Source organism: Shewanella donghaensis (assembly GCF_007567505.1).
GTDB classification, from domain to species: Bacteria; Pseudomonadota; Gammaproteobacteria; order Enterobacterales; family Shewanellaceae; genus Shewanella; species Shewanella donghaensis.
In genome coordinates this window covers 3,016,926-3,035,432 of the sequence record NZ_CP041783.1, presented here as the reverse complement: position 1 = coordinate 3,035,432, position 18,507 = coordinate 3,016,926, and the positions used below count along the sequence as shown (strand labels likewise).

Annotated in this window: 15 protein-coding genes and 1 riboswitch; of the genes, 11 read left to right on the top strand and 4 right to left on the bottom strand. The window is 41.1% G+C overall.

From position 1 onward, the window contains the following. Positions 1-184 precede the first annotated feature (184 nt). From prlC to FPK91_RS12850, 5 genes are all read left to right on the top strand, one after another. A complete protein-coding gene (prlC, locus tag FPK91_RS12870) occupies positions 185-2,224 on the top strand; it encodes an oligopeptidase A (RefSeq protein ID WP_144211625.1) in 2,040 nt (679 codons plus the stop codon). 145 nt (positions 2,225-2,369) lie between these two features. After that, positions 2,370-3,050: a PilZ domain-containing protein gene (locus tag FPK91_RS12865; protein ID WP_227006565.1), complete on the top strand. Its 681-nt coding sequence runs from the start codon at positions 2,370-2,372 to the stop codon at positions 3,048-3,050. 185 nt (positions 3,051-3,235) lie between these two features. Then, positions 3,236-3,811 (top strand): DUF2975 domain-containing protein, encoded by a 576-nt coding sequence (locus tag FPK91_RS12860; protein ID WP_144211623.1) that lies wholly within the window; start codon positions 3,236-3,238, stop codon positions 3,809-3,811. After that, on the top strand, positions 3,811-4,020 hold the full coding sequence (locus tag FPK91_RS12855; RefSeq protein ID WP_144211622.1) for a helix-turn-helix domain-containing protein: 210 nt from the start codon (positions 3,811-3,813) through the stop codon (positions 4,018-4,020). Before FPK91_RS12860 ends, FPK91_RS12855 begins: the two co-directional genes overlap by 1 nt. Positions 4,021-4,044: 24 nt before the next feature. Further along, positions 4,045-4,905, top strand: a complete 861-nt coding sequence (locus FPK91_RS12850; protein ID WP_144211621.1) for an alpha/beta hydrolase — start codon at positions 4,045-4,047, stop codon at positions 4,903-4,905. A 75-nt stretch (positions 4,906-4,980) separates the two neighbouring features. Here FPK91_RS12850 and FPK91_RS12845 read toward each other — a convergent pair whose 3' ends face one another. Together FPK91_RS12845 and ribB are read right to left on the bottom strand one after the other, a co-directional pair. Then, positions 4,981-5,442 (bottom strand): GNAT family N-acetyltransferase, encoded by a 462-nt coding sequence (locus FPK91_RS12845; protein WP_144211620.1) that lies wholly within the window; start codon positions 5,440-5,442, stop codon positions 4,981-4,983. 182 nt (positions 5,443-5,624) lie between these two features. Further along, the gene (gene ribB, locus FPK91_RS12840; protein ID WP_144211619.1) at positions 5,625-6,281 is read right to left on the bottom strand and encodes a 3,4-dihydroxy-2-butanone-4-phosphate synthase; all 657 of its coding nucleotides are present in this window, start codon (positions 6,279-6,281) and stop codon (positions 5,625-5,627) included. Between the two features lie 91 nt (positions 6,282-6,372). Next, positions 6,373-6,562: riboswitch (FMN riboswitch) on the bottom strand. 200 nt (positions 6,563-6,762) lie between these two features. On the opposite strand from ribB, the gene FPK91_RS12835 reads away from it, so the two are divergent. Together FPK91_RS12835 and FPK91_RS12830 are read left to right on the top strand one after the other, a co-directional pair. Then, positions 6,763-7,317, top strand: coding sequence for a thioesterase family protein (locus FPK91_RS12835; RefSeq protein WP_144211618.1), 555 nt, complete (start codon positions 6,763-6,765; stop codon positions 7,315-7,317). Between the two features lie 74 nt (positions 7,318-7,391). After that, positions 7,392-8,081, top strand: a complete 690-nt coding sequence (locus tag FPK91_RS12830; RefSeq protein ID WP_144211617.1) for a DNA-3-methyladenine glycosylase I — start codon at positions 7,392-7,394, stop codon at positions 8,079-8,081. Here the strand turns inward: FPK91_RS12830 and FPK91_RS12825 are convergent. Further along, a complete protein-coding gene (locus FPK91_RS12825) occupies positions 8,078-8,698 on the bottom strand; it encodes a TetR/AcrR family transcriptional regulator (RefSeq protein WP_144211616.1) in 621 nt (206 codons plus the stop codon). The genes FPK91_RS12830 and FPK91_RS12825 overlap by 4 nt on opposite strands. 141 nt (positions 8,699-8,839) lie before the next feature. Here FPK91_RS12825 and FPK91_RS12820 point away from each other — a divergent pair, with 141 nt between their 5' ends. The 3 genes from FPK91_RS12820 (at position 8,840) to FPK91_RS12810 (ending at position 14,574) form a co-directional block, all read left to right on the top strand. Continuing rightward, on the top strand, positions 8,840-9,904 hold the full coding sequence (locus FPK91_RS12820; protein WP_227006564.1) for an MBL fold metallo-hydrolase: 1,065 nt from the start codon (positions 8,840-8,842) through the stop codon (positions 9,902-9,904). A 365-nt stretch (positions 9,905-10,269) separates the two neighbouring features. Continuing rightward, complete coding sequence (locus tag FPK91_RS12815) at positions 10,270-11,415, top strand: efflux RND transporter periplasmic adaptor subunit (RefSeq protein WP_144211614.1); 1,146 nt, start codon at positions 10,270-10,272, stop codon at positions 11,413-11,415. A 9-nt stretch (positions 11,416-11,424) separates the two neighbouring features. After that, a complete protein-coding gene (locus tag FPK91_RS12810; protein WP_144211613.1) occupies positions 11,425-14,574 on the top strand; it encodes an efflux RND transporter permease subunit in 3,150 nt (1,049 codons plus the stop codon). Positions 14,575-14,993: 419 nt separating this feature from the next. Here FPK91_RS12810 and FPK91_RS12805 read toward each other — a convergent pair whose 3' ends face one another. Next, positions 14,994-16,604, bottom strand: a complete 1,611-nt coding sequence (locus FPK91_RS12805) for an AbgT family transporter (RefSeq protein ID WP_144211612.1) — start codon at positions 16,602-16,604, stop codon at positions 14,994-14,996. 513 nt (positions 16,605-17,117) lie between these two features. Between FPK91_RS12805 and FPK91_RS21115 the strand changes: the two genes are divergently transcribed. Then, positions 17,118-18,476 (top strand): lytic transglycosylase domain-containing protein, encoded by a 1,359-nt coding sequence (locus tag FPK91_RS21115; protein WP_227006563.1) that lies wholly within the window; start codon positions 17,118-17,120, stop codon positions 18,474-18,476. The last annotated feature ends 31 nt before the right edge of the window (positions 18,477-18,507 follow it).

The following is an 18,507-nucleotide window of genomic DNA, read 5'->3' as shown; positions in this document are numbered from 1 at the left end:
TAGGGGTATAAGATTTAATCAATGATGTATATTACGGTTAGGTTCTAGCGAGGTATTTGTAAAGATTGCAGCTTAGATATCGGTTACTAAACGGGGTTATATTCAGCGCTACACTTGAAATTCGTCACTTTAACCCCTATTAACAACACAGGTGATATTGAATCGACTTCCCGAGGAACCAAAAATGACCAACCCATTGTTAAATGGCACAGAATTGCCGCAGTTTTCTAAAATTAAAGCGGAACATATACAGCCAGCGGTTGAACAAGCTATTGCAACTTGCCGCAGCAAGATTGACGAAGTCTTAAAAAATAACTCGGTTTACACTTGGGATAACTTAATTGAACCACTTGAAGAAGTGGATGATCAATTAGGTAAAATCTGGTCGCCAGTATCACACATGAACTCAGTGACTAGCACTGACGAATGGCGCGAAGCGCATGATGCATGCTTACCGTTATTATCAGAATATGGCACTTTTGTTGGTCAGCATGATGGGCTTTACCAAGCTTATAAGTCATTGCAAGAATCAGCAGATTTTGCAAAATTATCTACTCCGCAACAAACGCTACTGACGCAAAGCTTACGTGACTTTGAATTATCAGGCATCGGCCTAGATGATGCTCAAAAAGTACGTTATGGCGAAATTGTTATGCGTTTATCTGAATTAACCAGTAATTACTCAAATCAGTTACTTGACGCCACGCAAGCTTGGACCAAGTTAATTACTGACGAAACTGAATTAGCGGGTTTACCTGATTCAGCAATCGCAGCCGCTAAAGCGATGGCAGAAGCCAAAGAGCAAGAGGGCTGGTTATTTACCTTAGATTTCCCGTCTTACTTACCAGTAATGATGTATAGCGAAAACCGTTTACTGCGTGAAGAATGTTACCGTGCCTTTGTGACTCGCGCTTCAGACCAAGGCCCAAATGCGGGCGAGTTTGATAACAGCGATAATATGGATGAGATTTTGGCATTGCGTCATGAACTTGCACAGTTACTCGGTTTTGCAAGTTATGCCGATAAATCATTAGCCACTAAAATGGCCAATGACCCTAAGCAAGTGTTGTCTTTCTTAGATGAGTTAGCGCTACGTTCTAAAGATCAAGCGAAGGCTGAATTAGCCGAGCTAAAAGCGTTTGCTAAAGAACATTTTGATGTGACTGAAATGGCATCGTGGGATTTAAGCTTTTATGCTGAAAAATTACAGCAGCATAAATATGAAGTGTCAGATGAATTGTTACGTCCTTACTTTCCTGAAAACAAAGTGCTGTCAGGATTGTTTTATACCGTATCACGCCTGTTTGGTTTAACCATTGAAGAGCAACATGACTTTGATAAATGGCATGATGATGTGCGATTCTTTAAGATTTATGATGCTGATAAAGTCCACCGTGGTAGCTTCTATCTCGACTTATATGCTCGCACAGGAAAACGTGGCGGTGCATGGATGGATGACTGTCGTGGAAGACGTATTACTAGCACAGGCATTCAAAAACCTGTTGCTTACTTAACATGTAACTTCAACGGTCCTGTTGATGGCAAACCTGCATTATTTACCCATGATGAAGTCACTACGCTTTTCCATGAATTTGGCCATGGTATTCACCATATGCTGACTCAAATAGAAGTGGGCGGTGTGTCTGGTATCAATGGTGTACCTTGGGATGCCGTAGAGCTACCAAGTCAGTTTATGGAAAACTGGTGCTGGCAAGAAGAGGCATTAGCCGAAATTTCTGGTCATTATGAAACGGGTGAGCCATTACCAAAAGTATTGCTGGATAAAATGCTGGCGGCGAAGAACTTCCAATCAGGCATGATGATGTTACGTCAGCTTGAGTTTTCATTGTTTGATTTTAGAATGCACCATGAATTTGATGCTGCTAAAGGCGCTGATATTCAGGGTATTTTAGATGAAGTTCGTAGTCAGGTGGCTGTGAATGTTCCGCCTGCATTTAATCGTTTTCAACATGGATTCGCCCACATTTTTGCTGGTGGTTATGCTGCGGGTTATTACAGCTACAAATGGGCTGAGGTTCTATCTGCAGATGCTTTCTCACGCTTTGAAGATGAAGGAATATTTAATCCTGAAACAGGTAAAAGTTTCTTAAATAACATTTTAGAAATGGGCGGTAGTGAAGAGCCTATGACGTTATTTGTACGTTTTATGGGTAGAGAGCCAAATACCGATGCATTACTACGTCACTCTGGTATAAATGCTTAAATTAATTAAGTAATTCATGATGTTGTAAACGTTAAAAGGTGCCTTAGTGCACCTTTTTTTCGTTTATTTCATCTTTATTACAGCAAATGAGTCAGTGAACTTAATTTATGTTCTAGTTTAGATTAGTATGTCTGTGGTGAACTTTTTGGAATGGAATCGTATTTTGACCCCACAAGATGAGCAAATATTTTTTAGTTTGATGCCTGGCAGCATGGTCGATCTTCAAATCGATTTCCCTGTGAAATTTAGAACTAAAGCCACGTTAGTGGGTTTTGAAATTGGAAAATACATTATCCTCAAACATCCTGCACCTTTACAAATGAACAACTACAAAGATGTGTTTGTTGACGGCAATGGTGTGGTGGTGCGTTATTTGCTGGAAGGACAACAAGGCGAATGCTTTGCTTTTAAAACCACCATTAGAAATGTCACTAAATTCCCTGAAAAGTTTATATTCCTGACTTACCCCAAAGAAATTGAAAATCGCCAATTACGGACTCATCAACGCTTTGTGACACACCTTCCTTCATCTATTCAAGCAAGAGAAGACGGCAAAGCTAAACAGGGAACAGAGCTTAAAGGCATCATTTCTGATATCTCTTCGAAAGGGTGTGGTTTTCTATTTAAAACCGATAATGAAAACCTAAAAGTAAATGAGAAGGATATTTTCGTAAATATTCGCAACCCAAACGACGAAACCACCACGATACCAGCCAAAGTATGTAATAGCCGTTTTGAAAATGGCAAAGTCAATGTCGGTATTAAGTTTGAAGATAATGACCCGCAAATAAAAAAGCTTTTAAACCAGTTGTTTATCGACTTGTAAGCATTATTCAGAGTTCATCTAATTGGCCGACATATTACTGTCGGTTTTTTTGTGACTGTAATCTATCAATCAATTTTTTATCATTATCTAGTTAACAGAGGTGATTATCGTTTAACGATAATTAGTTGCTGTTAATTATTAAGTCTGTTAACGTTTAATTAACTTTAGCCAACCCTAAATTAATCATGGATAGAATAGTTTCTCTTAGTAAATGGATTAAATTACTTATTATATTTTTAGCCTTGCTACAGATCAGTAGTTATGGCGCCACTATGGTATTTGGTGAGTTTCGAGAAGGCGAATACGTAATGACAATCGACTGGTGGGGCTGGTTTACCAGTTACTTGGCTGTCGACTTTGGTGCCCCGTGGCAAATGCTTGCCGAGACACTTTATGCAGAAGGTTTTCATGCTGGGGTGATACTGGGTAGCGTCGAAATTTTACCCTATCTACTTATTTATACTTTTCTGTATCAGCTATTTGAACTTTATCGGCAAGGCTTAGTGTTCACAAAAAACAACTTCCGTTGCTTACGTAATATCGCGCTGGTATTTGTTTGGTGGATTGTATTGAGCCTATTTTACCCGATGATAGTGGCTTCTGTACTGCATTTTAGTGGACTCAGTAGTGCTGTGCCGATTTACTTTAGCCTTGGTAGTTATGAACTTAAGTTTGCCCTGTTTGGGCTAGTTTTTTATTGCATCGCATGGGTGATGAAGCATGCGACTGAATTACAACAAGAGGCAGATCTGACAATTTAATGGCCATAATTATTGAACTCGATGTGATGTTGGCAAAACGCAAAATGAAGTCAACTGAACTGGCTGAACTCGTTGGGATTACCCCACAAAATCTATCGGTGCTAAGAAGCGGCCGCGCTAAAGCTATCCGGTTTTCGACGTTAGATGCGATTTGCCAGCATTTAGCGTGTTCACCGGGCGATATTTTAGTGTATCAGGACGAAACCTAGACCGTTTTTATTAAGGAAGATGACATGAAAAGTTTGATTAAAAATATACTCTCTGGGGTCGTTGTTGGTAGCATGATACTGATGACATCTGCCTGTACCATTCGTATAAGCGAAGATACTTTTATAGCCAGTGATCAACAAGCGGTTGCTTTTACAAACGAGTTTACCGAGCAGTTACAGCAAGCTATGCCAAATCATTCGATTACAGCAGTGAACCTGAATACCAGTGATCAAGTCAGGCTCAATGGTTTCTATATCGATAACCCCCACAGTGAAACAACCTTGATTTTCTTTCAAGGAAACGGCATGAAAGTTGAGCCCCATAGTTTAGCTGCACTCACCACGTTATCGACGCTTAATACCGATATATTTGTCATGGATCGACGTGGATTAGGGGCAAGTGAAGGCCAGCCTAGCATTCGAAATATACAGGTAGATGCAAAGCAACAATTAGACTATTTATATCAGCAATATCAACCTCAGAAAGTGATTTTACATGGCTATTCACTGGGCAGTTTTATTGCAGCTGATTTAGCCAAGGACAATAAAGTTGATGCCTTGGTATTACATGGTTCGGCCACTAATGCCGATGACTGGGTTGATGAGAAAACACCTTGGTACCTGTTATTTACCAGTATAGAAATGCCAGAAGATTTCCGGAGAGTTGATAATGAGCAAGTGGTAGCACAATACTACAAAGGCCCATTACTGGTTATTGGCGCGGAGAATGATGATGAGGTGCCAGCGTCACTGTCTGAAAAGCTATATGCAGCGAGCCAATCAGAAGTTAAAGAGCTAATCATGGTGCCAAATGTTGGTCATCAAGGAATGTTAGATAACGCCAATGCCATGAGCCGCTATCAAGCGTTTGTGCAGGCATTGTAAAACGGTTAACGCGATACATCCTCAGTGGAAAGCTGAGGTTTTATCCAATGGCATGAGGGTTAATACGGTTCGGTACTATTTGGTCTGGTATAGCATTGACACTCTATCTATACCTTTGCCATAAAAGTCTTTCATTGTATTAGTTGTTTCAAAGCCGTATTTATTAAAGAAGCCTTCAGTATGCTGAGAAGTATCTATTCCTATGGGGTTATCAGGGTATTCTTCAATTGATTTTTGTAGTCTGAATTCAAGTAACAACTTACCTAAGCCTGTTTTATGGCAGGTTTTATCGACCATTCCTTCAATTAATCGCACCACGCCATTGTTGAAGTAGTAACCGCCACAACCCATTACATTCCCTTTGATGGTAACAACAAAGTATTGAGTGGTAAAAACATGATTATCGAGAAATTCTTCGAAACCTGCTAACTCGCTTTGATCAAAATATTGACCAATATTACTTTTGAACACACTGATACAAGCGGCTCTGTGCTCGTCTTTGTAGGGAATTATGTAAGGGGTAATCTCTGCGTCCATAACTTGCCTTAATACCTCAATAATGAGTTTAAAAATAAAGTATCAAATCACATCAGTGAGGAGTTATTTTACATGTTATAGACGATGAATGCTTCTGGAGACGAATTAATTGAGAAGGAAAATAAAAGAGGCGCAATGCGCCCCTCATGTTGTCATACCGGAAGTGATGACTTAAACAAGCTTTACGCTAATTTCAAATCGTGTTGTAAGCGATACATCACCATATCTTCAATGGTCAGTACTGGCATGTTGTGCTTTAAACCAAATGCGACAATTTCAGGTGCTTTAGCCATAGTGCCATCCTCGTTAGTGACTTCACAAAGTACACCCGCAGAAGCCAGACCGGCCATTTGCATTAAATCGACTGTACCTTCAGTGTGACCACGACGAGTCATTACGCCACCTGCACGAGCGCGCAGTGGGAATACATGTCCAGGACGCGCGAGGTCGCTTGCTTTAGCATTCGCTGCAGTTGCTGTTTTAACTGTCGTCACGCGGTCTTGAGCTGAAACGCCAGTGGTAACGCCTTCTTTGGCTTCAATCGAAACGGTAAAGGCAGTTTGATTGGCACTATTGTTGTCTAACACCATCGGTGGCAACTCAAGCTTGTTAGCTTGGTCATCGGTCAAACATAAACAAACAATGCCGCTGCATTCGCGGATCATTAAGGCCATTTGTTTTGCGGTTAGGTGCTCGGCTGAATAAATGATATCGCCTTCATTTTCACGATCTTCATCATCGAGTAATAAAACACCGTTACCTTGTTGTAAGGCAAGTAGAGCTTTTTCAACGCGCTCGATAGGACCGCCAAATGGCGAAAGTAGTGTTAGCTGATTCATGGTTTACTCCTAAAAAAATACCAGAATCAGGGCTTTGAAGAGTGGTTTTTACGCCAAACGAAATGCACCAGCGCTGAGTTATGCTGGTGTTTTCTATTCTCTTTCATCCGGACTATAACCGTCGGCTCTGGAATGTTAGCCAGTACTTAATATGTAAAGTACGACTTAAGTCACCAGATCTGCTGACCTCGATAAATCGAGCGCTCGCGGGCTCATCTTGTCTAATTTAGTAGAGTCGACATACCGCCGGTGGGGAATTGCGCCCCGCCCTGAGAATTATTGTTACTGTGCTTAATCAAGTTAAGCGCGGCTATTTTATGCCAAAAGTGGTCATTAAAAAAGTGCTTATGTTCACAGTGTTAGATAAACATTTTTTATGTTCGAGATCATTTTCTCTTCTGAATTGATAAATGAGTAAACAAACTTGCTCGCTGGTATGACCTCTGATAGCCTTTGCCGCTGACAAAGGAGTTGTAACCCCATGAATTTATATTTTCGTCTGTTTTGGTTGTTTGTCTGGCGTATCCGCCACTGTAATCGAATTAATTTTTTAGACACCAGTAAAATTAGCTATCGTGCATTGCCGCTTGATTGCGATATCAATTTGCATCTAACAAACTCTCGTTATCCTGCCTTTATGGATTTAGCTCGTACTCATATGATTGCTGAAATGGGTGTGATGAAGAAGTTTCTCAAACTTAAATGGCTACCCATTGTTAATGCCTCTGAATTGACCTTTTTCCGTGATATTAAACCTTTCGAAAAATTTGAAATAGAAACAAAAATAGTGGGTTGGGACGAAAAGTACTTTTATATTGAACACCGCTTTATTACCGCTCGTGGCTTACATTGTATTGCTCATGTGCGTGGTGTATTTATTTGTAAAGGCAAGCAAGTACCTATTCAAGAGCTAGTCAACGCTGCGGGTCATTTTGATGCTGCACCAGAAATGCCACCAGAAGTGGCCAAGTGGATTGCGTTCTTACAAGTCAAAAAACAGCAAAATCTTGCACCTAAACTTCGTAATGTTGCATAGTGACTGTTATTAAACGCTTTCAAAAGAACTTATACTTATTAAAGCATCATTAACAGATTTAAACGGGTTAGCTTGTGGCGACATTAGAAAAATTTAGCGATATTTTCGACAGAGCATGTGAACGTAAAGGTGGCAGTAAGGCTTTAGCTCATCTGTTACCTATGACGCTGGAAGCTGATGAGATTGGTCAGCTAACTGATGCGCAATTGTTGTCAGCCATGAGCAAGCAAGTTTTTCAAAGTGGCTTTGTATGGCGAGTGGTTGAGCATAAATGGCCAGCATATCAGCAAGCTTTTTTCGATTTTGATCCGTTTAAAGTCTTAATGCTGTCACCGGATCAAATTCAGCAGCGTGCTACTGATGCAACGCTTATTCGTCATCAAAAGAAAACCCAAGCGATTGTTGATAATGCATATATGATCCAGCAAATCGCTGCAGAACATGGCAGTTTTGCTGAGTTTATTGCCAACTGGCCATCTGAGAATATTACCGGGCTTTGGCTGGCGCTGAAGAAAAAAGGTAATCGTTTAGGTGGGAATACCGGGCCCTATTTCTTACGAAATATTGGTAAGGATACGTTTTTATTAACGGGTGACGTTCAGTCATATCTCAAAGCCACTAATGTCGTTGATGCAGGTTTTACATCGCAAACGGCATTGCGCCAATCCCAAGCTGCGTTTAATCAGTGGCAGCAAGAATCAGGGTTAACCCTTGCCGAAATTAGTCGTATCATTTCATTGAGTGTAGGCGATAACCGGGTTTAAGCAGGGGTGACTTGGTAGCGACTTAAAAACATTTTTGCCACTTCGTTGGCGATTTTTTGTTGCTCAGCCTTAGTCAGTAGTCCAGAAAACAGCATGACTTGTGGCCAGAAACAACTGCCTTTGACTAGGCTTTGTATTTGTTGCTGTGCCAATGCTTCATCTTCTATCGCTAATTTCTTATCCGCCATTGCAGCTCTTATCCAACGTAGTGTGGCATTTTCTTGGGCATGCACTCGTTGTAATTCTTTGTGTAATTCTTCTGGATTATAAAAAAAGTGTCCCATCGCCATGCGAGTCAGCTCGACATATTCTTTACTACTAATAAAGCTAATTTCAGTAAACATTAGCTCTGATAGTTGTGCTAATAACGGTATACCTTGCTGATATTCAGCTAAATTATGCTTTAAAGAGCGCTCCCATAAATCAGCCATTAACGTCATGACAATCGCTTCTTTAGTTTCAAAGTGATTATAAACCGTTCGCTTAGACACTTTTGCTACTTCAGCTAATTTATCCATGCTTGTCGCTGCAACCCCAAATTGAGTAAAGGTCACTTTAGCGGCGTTGATAATCGCGACACGCTTCATTTGGCTTAGGGTCATTTTTTCTTTAGGCATTAGCATGGCTCAGTAAATAAAACTGCTGATATTCTACACTGAGCAGTTTACTTTTCAATCTTCTTTTAATAAACTGCACCGTGTAGTTTACTTTTGGTGTCTAAAATGAAATTTGGTTTGCTTTTTGTTGGAGTATTAATAATGGCATTTACATTAAAATCCTGGTTGTTTGACGATAAAAATGAGCCAACATCAAAAAATAAGTTTCAAAATTCAGATATCAATTATCAGTCAGGGTTAAGTGATATTTGGCATATAGCAAAGAGTTATATGACCACTAAACGCTTACATCCTGCGCCAGTGACAGCAGTGCCAGTGACACCGTTAACTCAATTGAGTTTAAGTTTAGAGACACAAGATCAAATTTTTCGTTTAGGTCATTCAACATTACTTATACGTTTAGATGGTGAATATATTCTTCTAGATCCAGTATTTAGCGAGCGAGCATCGCCGGTACAATGGGCTGGTCCAAAAAGATTTCATCAATCTCCAATAAATATTGAACAATTACCTGCCATTAAGACGGTCATTATTAGTCACGACCATTACGATCATCTTGATAAAGCGGCGATTGTAGCTTTGAAAGATAAGGTTGAGCATTTCGTTACCCCGTCTAAAGTAGGTGACCACCTTATTGAGTGGGGCGTTAATCCAAACAAAGTCACGCAATTAGCTTGGTGGCAAGAATTAAATTTGGGCGAACTCACGCTAGTCGCAACGCCAGCACAGCATTTTTCTGGGCGCGGGCTATTAGATCGTGATGAAACTCTATGGGCAAGTTGGGTGATTAAAGGGCAACACAATAAATTATTCTTTAGTGGTGATGGTGGCTACTTTTCTGGATTTAAAGAAATTGGTGAGCGTTATGGGCCATTTGATATCACCATGATCGAAACTGGTGCCTATAATGAATTATGGCATGAAATTCATATGATGCCTGAACAGAGTTTACAGGCGCATATTGATCTAAATGGTGTCGACTTTCATCAAAAGGCCATGTTACCGATTCATAATGGCACTTTTGATTTGTCATTACACGACTGGTTCGAACCATTAGAGCGCATTGTTACTTTGGCGGAAAAGGCGAAAGTAAAAGTGTTAACACCTGAATTTGGTGAGGCTGTATCAGTTGATTCACCTAAACAGACTGAATTTTGGTGGCGAGATATGCTAGAGAAGCCTGAGTTAGTATTGCAATCGCAATAATTAATTCGGTTGAGTTGTTTATTTGTAGTATTTAATACTGACAATGCAGGTTTTTTTACCAATATGTTGTATATTGTTGCTTTTATAAGCTGCAACAATTTAACGCAAAAGTAACAATTTGTAGGTAGTTTTTGTTATCAACTCCAGTTGATTAACAAAGGTGAAACAAAACGTCTAAGCTTATTATTTGTTTACAATTTATAATATTTGAAATGGTTGTTGCGTAGACAAGTGTGTGCGATAACAGTGCCCATTAAAATATCACGTACTAAACGTTTGAATAACGTTGAAAAATAGCGTCAGAAAAAAGTCCGCTCTTCAAGGAGTAACGTTTACTGATGATGTCATTAGGAGTAGGAGCAGTCATGCGCAAAGCACTGAAAATAGCCTCAGTTATCACTGCGGCTTTATGGATTACAGCTTGTGGTCAAGCCGAACAGGCCCAAACCCAACAAAAAGCACCACCCGTTCCAGTAGGGGTGCTAAGTGTGACTGAGCAATCCCAAGCCATTTATGTTGAATTACCAGGTCGAAGTCGTGCTTATTTAGAAGCAGAAGTTCGTCCACAGGTATCAGGCATCATCACTAACCGTGGTTTTACTGAAGGTAAAGATGTCAAAGCGGGTCAATCTCTCTATCAAATTGATTCAGCGACTTACAATGCGGCTTTAGCCAGTGCAGAAGCTGATTTAGCCAGTGCAAATGCATCATTGGTATCAGCGAAAGCAACAGCTGACCGTTATGCTACGCTGGTAAAAACCAACGCAGTAAGTGAACAAGATTTTGATGAAGCTGATGCGGCTTACAAAGAAGCTATCGCAAACGTGACAGTGGCTAAAGCTGCAATCAATACTGCTGAAATCAACTTAGAATATACCGAAGTACGTGCACCGATTTCTGGTCGTATTGGTACTTCAAGCGTCACACCTGGTGCGTTAGTTACTGCAAACCAATCTAATTCGCTGGCTAAAATTCAGCAACTTGACCCTATCAATATTGATATTGCTCAATCAAGCGCGCAATTATTGCGTCTTAAATCAAAATTAAGAGATGGTCAGTTACAACAAAGCACGAATACTGAAGTGACACTGATTCTTGAAGATGGCACGACTTACGGCAACATTGGTACGCTTCAATTTTCTGAAGTGAGTGTCAATGAAGCAACGGGTTCTGTGATTATTCGTGCTGAATTCCCTAACCCTGATGGTGTATTACTGCCTGGTATGTATGTTCGTGCGATTCTAAATGCTGGACAAGATCCAAAAGCAATTTTAGTCCCTCAAAAAGCCATTACTCGTAACACTAAAGGTCAAGCCGTAGCGATGATTGTTACTGCTGACAATAAAGTGGAATCTCGCATTGTAACGACAGCTGAGGTGATTGATCACCAGTGGCGTATTATCGATGGATTGAAAGCTGGCGAGAAATTAGTGGTTGAAGGGTTACAAAAAATTCGCCCAGGTGCGGAAGTCACTCCACAAGTTCTATCAGCAAACACTCCAACTAAATAGGGTAACGTTATGGCTCGTTTCTTTATCGATCGCCCTATTTTTGCATGGGTGATCTCAATATTAATCATGTTAGCAGGGGTCTTAGCAATTAAGGGCCTCCCTGTTTCGCAATACCCGAGTATTGCGCCGCCAACAATTGAAATTACTGCGTTTTATCCAGGTGCTTCAGCTAAGACCATGGAAGATACAGTAACTCAGGTTATTGAGCAGCGTATGACGGGCTTGGATCACTTGCGCTATATCGCATCTAGCAGTGATAGTTTTGGTAATGCGACTATTACCTTAACCTTCAATGCTGAAGCTGATCCGGATATTGCCCAAGTTCAGGTGCAAAACAAACTGCAGACAGCAATGACCTTGCTACCTTCTGAAGTGCAATCACAGGGTGTGAATGTTGTTAAATCAAGTGCGGGTTTCTTGATGGTTGCAGCGTTTGTATCTGAAACTGATTCGCTCAATAAGAATGATATTGCAGATTACATCGCATCTAACGTCCAAGATCCTTTGAGTCGTGTTGCTGGTGTGGGTGAAATCCAATTGTTTGGTGCTCAATATGCAATGCGCATTTGGTTAGACCCACTTAAATTAACACAATTCAACTTGACCAGTATTGATGTCATGGCGGCTGTTCGTGAGCAAAACGCTCAAATTTCAGCGGGTCAATTAGGTGGTGCGCCATCTGTACCTGGCCAAGAGTTGAATGCGACAGTGACGGCACAAAGCCGCTTACAAACACCTGAACAATTCAGAGAAATCATTCTTAAGTCAGATTCATCAGGTGCAAACGTTTATCTAAACGACGTTGCTCGTGTTGAATTAGGCGCTGAAAGTTATGCAGTTGAATCATTTTATAATGGTAAGCCTGCTGCTGGTGTTGGTGTTCAATTAGCAACGGGTGCTAACGCACTTGATACTGCGGAAAAAATTCGTGAAAAGCTTGATGAACTAGAAGCTTACTTCCCTGACGGTCTTCAAATTTACTATCCGTATGACACGACGCCTTTCGTTGAAAAATCGATTGAAGGGGTAGTACATACCTTAATCGAAGCGATTGTTTTAGTATTCTTGATCATGTTCTTGTTCTTACAGAACTTCCGCGCAACCTTGATTCCGACTATTGCCGTACCTGTGGTACTGCTAGGTACTTTTGCGGTTTTATCAGCGCTTGGTTTCTCAATTAACACCTTAACCATGTTCGCCATGGTGTTGGCTATTGGTTTACTGGTCGATGATGCCATCGTGGTTGTGGAGAACGTCGAACGGGTCATGTCTGAAGAGGGCTTAAGTCCGCTTGAAGCAACGCGAAAGTCGATGGATCAAATTACTGGTGCATTGGTCGGTATTGGTTTAACTCTGTCTGCGGTATTTGTACCAATGGCATTTATGTCCGGTTCAACGGGTGTAATTTACCGACAATTCTCGGTGACGATTGTAACGGCAATGACACTATCGGTATTAGTGGCAATGATTTTAACACCGGCATTATGTGCCACGATGTTAAAGCCGATCCCGAAAGGCCATACTCATATTAAAACTGGGTTCTTTGGTTGGTTTAACCGTACTTTTGACAAACTGACTTCACGTTATGAAGCTAGCGTAGCTAAAATCCTTAAACGTAGTTTCCGCATGATGGGTGTTTACCTGTTACTTGTGATTGCAACGGCTTGGATGTTCATGCGCATGCCTACTGCTTTCTTACCTGATGAAGACCAAGGTATTTTGTTCACACAAACTATTTTGCCGACTAACTCATCTCAAGAAAGTACCATTAAAGTACTTGAAGAAGTCAGTGACTATTACTTGGAAGAAGAAGGCGATATTGTTAAATCTGTATTTAGTGTTGCAGGTTTCAGTTTCGCAGGTTCTGGCCAAAATATGGGTATTGCTTTCGTAGGGCTTGAAGATTGGGCTGAGCGTGGTGCTGAAGGACAAGATGTTCAATCACTGGCTAATCGCGCAATGGGCAAATTCATGCAAATGAAAGAAGCCTTTGTGTTTGCCTTTGTTCCTCCCGCGGTAATCGAATTAGGTACATCGAATGGTTTCGATATGTACTTACAAGATAGAAGTGGTAAAGGGCACGATGCACTGATCCAAGCGCGTAACCAATTGCTTGGTATGGCGGCTCAAAACCCTAATCTAGTGGGTGTTCGTCCAAATGGACAAGAAGATGCGCCGATGTACGAAGTGCAAGTTGATCAAGCTAAGATCCGTGCATTAAGTGTAGATATTGATGACGTTAACAGCGTATTAGCCACTGCTTACGGTGGGTCGTATGTGAATGACTTTATCGACCGCGGTCGTGTGAAAAAAGTATACGTTCAGGGTGAAGCTGAATATCGTATGCAACCAGAAGATTTAGACACCTGGTTTGTACGTAACTCAAATGGTGAAATGGTGCCATTCTCTGCGTTCTCTACGGGTGCTTGGAACTTTGGTTCGCCTCAATTACAACGCTTTAATGGTCTGCCTGCAGTCAATATTCAAGGCGCAACAGTACAAGGGTTTAGTACTGGTGATGCGATGCTCGAGTTTGAAAGAATGGCAGCGCAACTACCGCCTGGTTTTGGTATTGAGTGGAATGGTCTTTCGTATGAAGAAAGATTATCTGGCAACCAAGCGCCTGCGTTATATGCTTTGTCTATCTTAGTGGTGTTCCTTGTTTTGGCCGCTCTTTATGAGAGTTGGACTGTGCCGTTTGCTGTGGTACTGGTTGTCCCACTAGGGGTTATTGGTGCGTTAATCGCAATGAATGGTCGCGGCTTACCAAATGATGTATTTTTCCAGGTTGGTTTGCTTACCACAGTAGGGCTGGCAACCAAGAATGCCATCTTGATTGTAGAATTCGCCAAAGAGTTCTATGACAAAGGGGCTGGATTGATTGACGCGACTCTACATGCAGTTAGAGTGCGTTTACGTCCAATTCTGATGACATCATTAGCATTTGGTTTAGGTGTTGTTCCGCTAGCGATTAGTACCGGTGTTGGTTCTGGTAGTAAGAATGCACTGGGTACGGGTGTACTTGGTGGCATGATGAGCTCAACCTTTATTGGTATCTTCTTAATCCCACTATTCTTTGTTGTGGTTGAGAAAATCTTCAATAAGAAAGAGCGTAAAGGCTATGTACCGCCAGAAACTAAAAGTGATAAAGCTGAATAAGCGTTAATCACCGTTAGTTGAAATAAAAAAGCCCAGCAGATGCTGGGCTTTTTGTTGCTGTGAATTTATGTAATATGAAATAAGGTTGCTGACTTTACATTATAGGGCGTCTTTTGAAGAGCTAACCCATCCGATGTCAAGCTATCGGGCTTACCCTTACAGGGCTGCCAGCTTTACGAAAGCGACTCTAATTAAACTCGATATGATTATTATTCAACGCGCAATGACTCTGGATAGCTGAAGGTCTACCTAGGAATGTTTATTGATTAACACGGCAGCATTGATCTTAAATAAGTGTGTTCTAGTTAGAGCATCGTCAGGCTGAGCAGCCTTGGACTTAGAATTTGAATATGATTGGCGTAACAGACAACAAAAAGCCCTGCATTTGCAGGGCTCTAATAAGGTAATTAAACTCTCACTTAAGGAGTGTAATAAGTCGCAGCACCAGGGCCGACAGGGAAACCTAATACAAATACCCAAAGGAAGAAGAATAAGGTCCAACCGATGAAGAAGACTATTGAGTAAGGCAACATGGTGGCGATAAGCGTACCAATGCCTAAGTCTTTCTTATATCGACAAGCCACCGCTAGAATCAATCCGAAATAGCTCATCATCGGGGTAATCAAGTTAGTCACAGAGTCACCGATTCGATATGCCGCTTGAATCGTTTCAGGTGCGTAACCGACCAGCATCAGCATCGGCACAAATATAGGTGCAGTAACCGCCCATTGCGCAGAGGCACTGCCTAGCATGAGATTGATAAAGCCACACAGCATAATAAAGAGTACGAACACCACTGGGCCCGTTAAGCCAATGCTGCTAAGGGTATCAGCCCCCGCTACTGCTAAAACAGCGCCTAGGTTAGTCCACTTAAAGAAAGCCACAAACTGCGATGCAAAAAACACTAGTACGATATACATGCCCATGGTGCTCATACTATGGGACATGGCATTAATCACATCAGTGTCTTTTTTCATGGTGCCGACAACTTTACCGTAAACCAATCCGGGAATGGCAAAGCCAATGAAAATAAACGCCACAATGCCTTTTAGAAATGGCGAACCTGAAACTAAACCGGTTTCTGGGTTACGCAGTGGTGCACCTTCAGGGATAATTGTCAGCGCTAATAAAGAGGACAGCACTAATACCGAAAAACCTGCGATTTTCAGAGCGTGTTTTTCTGCTTGAGTGACATATTCCATAGTTTGTTCAGATAAGTCATCAGCCGCTTCAGAGACATCATATTTCCCCAGTTTTGGCTCAACAATCTTCTCAGTAACTAATGCACCTAATATGGTAATTAAGAAGGTAGAAACAAACATGAAGTACCAGTTAACTTCAGGCCCGACGATATAATCTGGGTCAATCATTTGTGCCGCAGCTTCGGTAATGCCTGATAGTAACGGATCGACAGTGCCTAATAGTAAGTTAGCACTGTAACCACCAGAGACCCCAGCAAATGCAGCCGCTAAACCCGCAAGAGGGTGGCGACCTAATGAATGGAATATCATGGCTGCCATAGGTATTAATACCACGTAGCCAAGCTCTGAGGCGGTATTAGAGACGATACCTGCAAATACAATCGTTAAGGTGACGAGGCGTTTAGATGTGCCCATGACCAATAACCGCATTGCGGCAGAGAGTAAGCCTGAGCGTTCAGCAATACCGACACCGAGTAATGCCACTAATACTGTCCCCAACGGGGTAAAGCCAGTGAAGTTGGTCACTAAGTTAGAGACAATCATCCTGAGGCCTTCAGCATTCATTAAGCTGACCACATGAATTAAGCCATCTTCAGAGCGTCCGGAACTGCCAATAGGTCTTGGGTCGATCACTGTCAATTCGAAATAACCTGCAATGCCACTGATCGCAATTACCGCGAGACAGAACATGGCAAATAAGGTTATCGGGTGAGGCAATAAATTACCCAAGCGTTCAACGATATTGAGAAAACGAACAAATGCACCACTTGAAGCGATGTCTTGAGGCGCGCCCTTGTTAGGCGAAGTTGGTGGTGAATCAAGGTTCATGTGTATCCCTTTAATTGGCTTAATTATTATGAGTTTGAGATATTGCCAATCTACAGACTATATCAACAATTTTAAATTAAGCTTAAATTCATCCAAAAAAAGCTGATAAATATCGATTAACAAGCTTTATTCATTGAATCTACCTTAGTAACAACTCATTATAAGTATTAATTGCACTATTTGGGTAATTTTATTGTAAGAGGGTATAAAAAACACCCATTATTATATTTCTTTAAGAGTCTGTTTATAAAGCTTTAAAAAAATAATTGTAATGATTTCGTTTTATTTGGTGAACATTTTAGCCGCTAAAAGCGAACCAGCTATGCAAGTTAATTTTTTTAACAGTTTCAACCCTGTTTTTTGTCAGGTTTATTGTGCAGTTGTAAAAAAACGCGCAATAAATAACACCTATATTTGCTGTTTAGTTAGTGACCAATGAATTGCTTATTCGCTATGATGAGTCAGAGTAGTCTATTGAGCCAAGCTTGAATTCAAAGTGAAAATAATAAAAATATGATAAGAAATCCGTTTTGCCTTTCTCGTTCAATGGCCAGATTAGCCCCTGTAACAAGCTATAAAGCTGTTGTTACCAATACCATTATTTTTTTGATGCTGATAATCGCTTCAAAAAATATGGCTTGGGCGCAAGAAAATAAAGATAAGCTAATAATGCAAGCGCCGGTTAAAACACAAAAAAGTGCCTCGCCTAAAGCTGAAGTCACGGTGAGTAAGTCTTATCAAAAGCTTACTCCTTCAAATGAAGACTTCGTTATATCTGCTTCATCGCAAAATATGACCGGGCAAGATAACCAGCAAGCCATTATTAAGCCCACAAAACATTTTAATAGGATAAATGTCGAGTCAGCCAAACCGATAAAAGTTGCCAGCGTGCAGCCTGCCGTTAAAAAAGCGCCTAAATCGCAGCAAGTACTACACGCACCGATTGTAGTTTTGCCTTTGGTAAGTGAATCGAACGACGTTGAATCTAGATTGCACTTAAAACCTAAGAAGCAGCAAGTTTTACACCCGCCAATTATTGCCCTCGCTGATACCCCTGCCAAACCCGCCATGGTGCTAAAGCCAAAGGTGGTTGTGGAACAAACGGCGATTAAACCGGCTAATACCTCTTGGGTACAAAAAACGGTTACGAAAAAGAAGTCATCTTTTACCTATAAGCCTGTTGCTTCAACTGTTACTGCAAAACCGACCAGAACCGCGACTTTTTCTAGCAATGTTGTTTCTAACAGCTCTTTTTCTAATAAGAGTCTTTCTAGCAGTACTCTTTCCAGCAACACGTTAACTGCGGGCAGTAAAACCAAAAAGCCGAAACGAAAAATTTATCAATATGAGACAAACGGTATCACTACGTTTTCAAATGTGGTGCCTCATTCAGCAGATTTTGATGTATTGCTCTACGACTGTTTTGCTTGTCAGGTCGACTCACAAGTCGACTGGAGTCGTATTCCCATCTTTGCTTTTAAACATAAACTGATGGTGAATAATGCTGCCGAACAGTTTAATTTAGACCCTGCATTAATCCGCGCAGTCATTCATGCCGAATCGGCGTTTAACCCTAAAGCTCGTTCAAAGGTGGGTGCAATAGGCTTAATGCAATTAATGCCAGCGACCGCGAAAGAGTTAGGGGTGAAGGATGCCTATAACGTGGAGCAAAATATCTTAGGTGGCAGCCAATATTTAGCTTACCTATTAGATCGGTTCGACAATGATATTGAGCTGGCATGTGCAGCTTATAACGCAGGGCCAACAACGGTGACCAAATACCAAGGTATTCCGCCATACCCCGAAACTCAGGCTTATGTTGAACGAGTTAAAATTCTATTAAAACGTTATCAAGCGGCATTAGCGAGTTAGTGCTAGTTAAATAAATTCAAATAAACTCAGA